Raw genomic sequence first — 3,416 nt, forward strand, 5'->3', positions numbered from 1 at the left:
CGGCATCACCCCCACCACCGTCCGCGGCGCCCCGCCTATGCTCAAGCGGCTGCCGATGATGGTGCGGCTGCCGCCCAGCTCCTGCCACAGCCCGTAGCTGATCACCGCCACCGGCTCCGCGCCCGGCCGGTCGTCGCCCGGCTGAAAGCCGCGGCCCACCAGCGGCGCCGCGCCCAGCACCGAGAACAGCTCGGCTGACGAGGAGATGCCGGGCAGCAGGCGCGCCGGCCCGCCGCCCTGCTCCAGCGTCACGTCGTTCGTGCGGTACGCCGCCACCTGGCCGAAGCCGTCGAAGCGCCCCCGCAGCATCAGGAACTCGCGCTCCGACCAGTCGAACGTGTTCCAGAAGACGGCCACGCTCTTCTCGTCGCGGTAGGGGAGGGGATCGAGCAGCAGGGCCTTCACCAGGCTGTAGACGGCCGCCGTGCCGCCCACGCCCAGCGCCAGGGTGAGCACCGCGAGCAGCGCGTACGTGGGCCGTATTCGCAGCCGCCGGGCGGCGAAGCGCACGTCCATGATCCAGCTTTCCAGCATGGGACCTCCGGGCTGAAGTCGGTTTGCCTGCGGCTCGAATCCGTTCCACCCCCGCCACCAGCTGCGCCGCAGCAGCGCCGGCACCGAGCCCGCCGCCTGCCGCCACAGCCACGCGCCCGCCGCGAATCTCCCGTCCCGCTCGCGGCGCGTGCCCGCTTCCGCGCGCAGGTCCGCCAGCACCTCGTCGCGCTCGGCGGAGGGGAGCAGGGTACGCATCACGGCGAGGGGGAGGGGGAGACCATCGCGGCGGGCGTGGGGTGCGCTCATGGCGGCCATTCTACATTGTAGAAATCGGGAGCGCCAGGCGGCGCCCGGCAGGGGTGTTCGGCGATGTGATGCGGCTCGTGGCGAAAAGGTTTGCTCCGCGTCCGCGCATCGGCCGGGGCGATGCGGGCCCGGGGCGGAGCGGAAGCGCGAGGGGTGCCGCGCATCTCCCGGCAACTTGCGTGATTTTGGATGCGGTGCTATCTTCGCATCCTGTTGCACGACAGGGAGTTGGATGCGTGTTGATGGATCGGGAAAAGCGGATTTGTCAAGTGCTTGATCTGATCCGCATCAACCATTATCTTACTTCCCGTCGGACGCACCGGGGAACTACATTTTTGAGCCAACAGTTTTGAAGCGGGGGCCATTTCCGCGCCGGACGCCACGCCCTCACGGGGGAAGGCGGAAGATCGTGGAAGGGTCACCCAAACATGTTCTAACGACATGGCTTCAAAAATCCTCCCCGTTGCGCTCCGATTGGGGCCGGCCTCGCTCGCGTGGCCGGCCTTTCTCGCTTTCATAGGGTCCAGGAGAGCACTGCCGTGCCCAAGGTCCGCGTCACCCGCCGGGTGCACTTCAGCGCCGCGCACCGTCTGCACAACCCCGCCTTCTCGCAGGAAGAGAACGAGCGGCTCTTCGGCCTGTGCAACAGCCCCAACTGGCACGGCCACAACTACGAGCTGGACGTGACGGTAGAGGGCGAGCCCGATCCGGACACGGGCTACGTGGTGGACCTGGGCGTCCTGCGCGCCGAGGCCGAGGCGGTGATCCGCGACCTGGACCACCGCAACCTGAACCTCGACGTGCCGTGGCTGGCCGGCGTGCTGCCCAGCACCGAGAACCTGGTGGTCGCCCTCTGGAGCCAGATCGAGCCGCGCGTGCCCGCCGGGCGCCTGGTGCGGCTGGTGCTGTGGGAGACGCCGCGCAACTACGTGGAGTACAGCGGAGAATGACGGAGCCGATGACGGACCGCGAAGACGTCGTGCCGGGCGCGGCCGGGGCGGAGCAGGCCGAGGCCACGCCGTTCCAGCGCAACGTGCGGGAGATGCTGGGCCTGCTGGGCGAGGACCCGGACCGCCAGGGCATCCTCAAGACGCCCGAGCGCGTGGAGAAGAGCCTGCGCTGGCTCACGCGCGGCTACGGGATGTCGGTGCGCGACGTGATCGGCGACGCGGTGTTCGACGAGGACCACCACAACATGGTGCTGGTCAAGGACATCGAGATGTACTCCATGTGCGAGCACCACATGCTTCCGTTCTTCGGCAAGGTGCACGTGGCCTACATCCCCAACGGCCGCATCGTGGGCCTTTCCAAGCTCCCTCGCGTGGTGGAGGTGTTCGCGCGCCGGCTCCAGGTGCAGGAGCGGCTGACCGAGCAGATCGCTCAGGCCATCCAGGACGTGCTGCAGCCGCAGGGCGTGGCCGTGGTGATCGAGGCCGCGCACCTCTGCATGATGATGCGCGGGGTGGAGAAGCAGAACTCGAAGACCATCACCAGCGCGATGAAGGGCGTCTTCATGGACGACCTGGGTACGCGCGAGGAGTTCCTGCGCCTGTGCTCGCGGCCGAACATCTTCGGGTAGACACGCGGCTGGCGGACGGACACGAACGACGGAGCGGGCCGATGGAGGCGGACGGGGTGGAGGGGGTGCGCGGCAAGACGGTGCTGGTCACGGGCGGCTCGCGCGGCATCGGCCTCGCCGTCTCTCGCGCGCTGGTGCGCGGCGGCGCGTGGGTGGGCATGGTGGCCCGCACCCGCGACGAGCTCGCGCGCGCCGCGGCCGAAGCGGGCGGCCACGCGATCCCGGCCGACGTCTCGTCTCCCGAAGGCGTGCACGGCCTGGCCAACTACGTCGCCGAGCTGCTGGGCGACGCGCCCGACGTGATCGTCAACTGCGCAGGCGCCTTCTCGCTCGCTCCGTTCGCGGAGACCGACCCGGCGGACTTCGACCGGCAGCTGGACGCGAACCTTCGCGGGCCCTTCCTGGTCACCCGCGCCTTCCTGCCGCTCATGCTGCGCCGCCGCGACGGGCTGGTGGTCAACGTCGGCTCCGTCGCCGGCCGCACCGCGTTCCCGCGCAACGCCGCGTACTCCGCCAGCAAGTTCGGGCTGCGGGGCATGCACGAGGTGCTGCTCCAGGAGATCCGCGGCACGGGCGTTCGCGCCACGCTGGTGGAGCCCGCCGCCACCGACACGCCGCTGTGGGACCCGCTGGACCCAGACCAGGATCCGGACCTTCCCTCGCGCGCCGGGATGCTCCGGCCCGAAGACGTGGCGCGCGTGGTCCTCTTCGCCGTCTCGCAACCCCGCCACGTGGAGATCCCCGTGGTGGCCGTGCAGGCGGCAGGCTGAGCCCATGTACCTGATCAGCGTCAAGGCGCACTACGACTCCGCGCACTTCCTCCGCAGCTACAAGGGCAAGTGCGAGAAGCTGCACGGCCACCGCTATGAGGTGGAGGCCGCCCTGGCCTTCGACGCCCTGGGCGAGGGCGGCATGGCGTACGACTTCACCGAGGCTAAGCTGCACCTGCGCGCCATCGCCGACCACCTGGACCACGAGAACATCAACGACCTGCCGCCCTTCACCGAGATCGAGCCCAGCGCCGAGAACCAGGCCC

At 69.8% G+C, this 3,416-nt stretch carries 5 protein-coding genes; 4 read left to right on the plus strand and 1 reads right to left on the minus strand.

The annotated features are described in order from the left end of the window. On the minus strand, positions 1–801 hold an 801-nt coding region (locus VFE05_10140), incomplete at its 3' end, for an ABC transporter permease (protein ID HET6230415.1). Positions 802–1,340: 539 nt separating this feature from the next. On the opposite strand from VFE05_10140, the gene VFE05_10145 reads away from it, so the two are divergent. The 4 genes from VFE05_10145 to VFE05_10160 all read left to right on the plus strand — a co-directional run. Then, the gene (locus tag VFE05_10145) at positions 1,341–1,751 is read left to right on the plus strand and encodes a 6-carboxytetrahydropterin synthase (protein HET6230416.1); all 411 of its coding nucleotides are present in this window, start codon (positions 1,341–1,343) and stop codon (positions 1,749–1,751) included. Positions 1,752–1,759: 8 nt separating this feature from the next. Then, a complete protein-coding gene (gene folE, locus VFE05_10150) occupies positions 1,760–2,380 on the plus strand; it encodes a GTP cyclohydrolase I FolE (GenBank protein ID HET6230417.1) in 621 nt (206 codons plus the stop codon). Positions 2,381–2,421: 41 nt separating this feature from the next. Continuing rightward, complete coding sequence (locus VFE05_10155; GenBank protein HET6230418.1) at positions 2,422–3,150, plus strand: SDR family oxidoreductase; 729 nt, start codon at positions 2,422–2,424, stop codon at positions 3,148–3,150. A 4-nt stretch (positions 3,151–3,154) separates the two neighbouring features. Continuing rightward, the coding region (locus tag VFE05_10160; protein HET6230419.1) for a 6-carboxytetrahydropterin synthase at positions 3,155–3,416 on the plus strand (262 nt) is incomplete at its 3' end.

This window comes from Longimicrobiaceae bacterium (assembly GCA_035696245.1).
GTDB lineage: Bacteria > Gemmatimonadota > Gemmatimonadetes > Longimicrobiales > Longimicrobiaceae > DASRQW01.

Excerpts from the sequence above, each read along its gene's own strand:
- VFE05_10155 (HET6230418.1), top strand. The coding sequence starts at position 2,422 with ATGGAGGCGGACGGGGTGGAGGGGGTGCGCGGCAAGACGGTGCTGGTC.
- folE (HET6230417.1), top strand. The coding sequence starts at position 1,760 with ATGACGGACCGCGAAGACGTCGTGCCGGGCGCGGCCGGGGCGGAGCAG.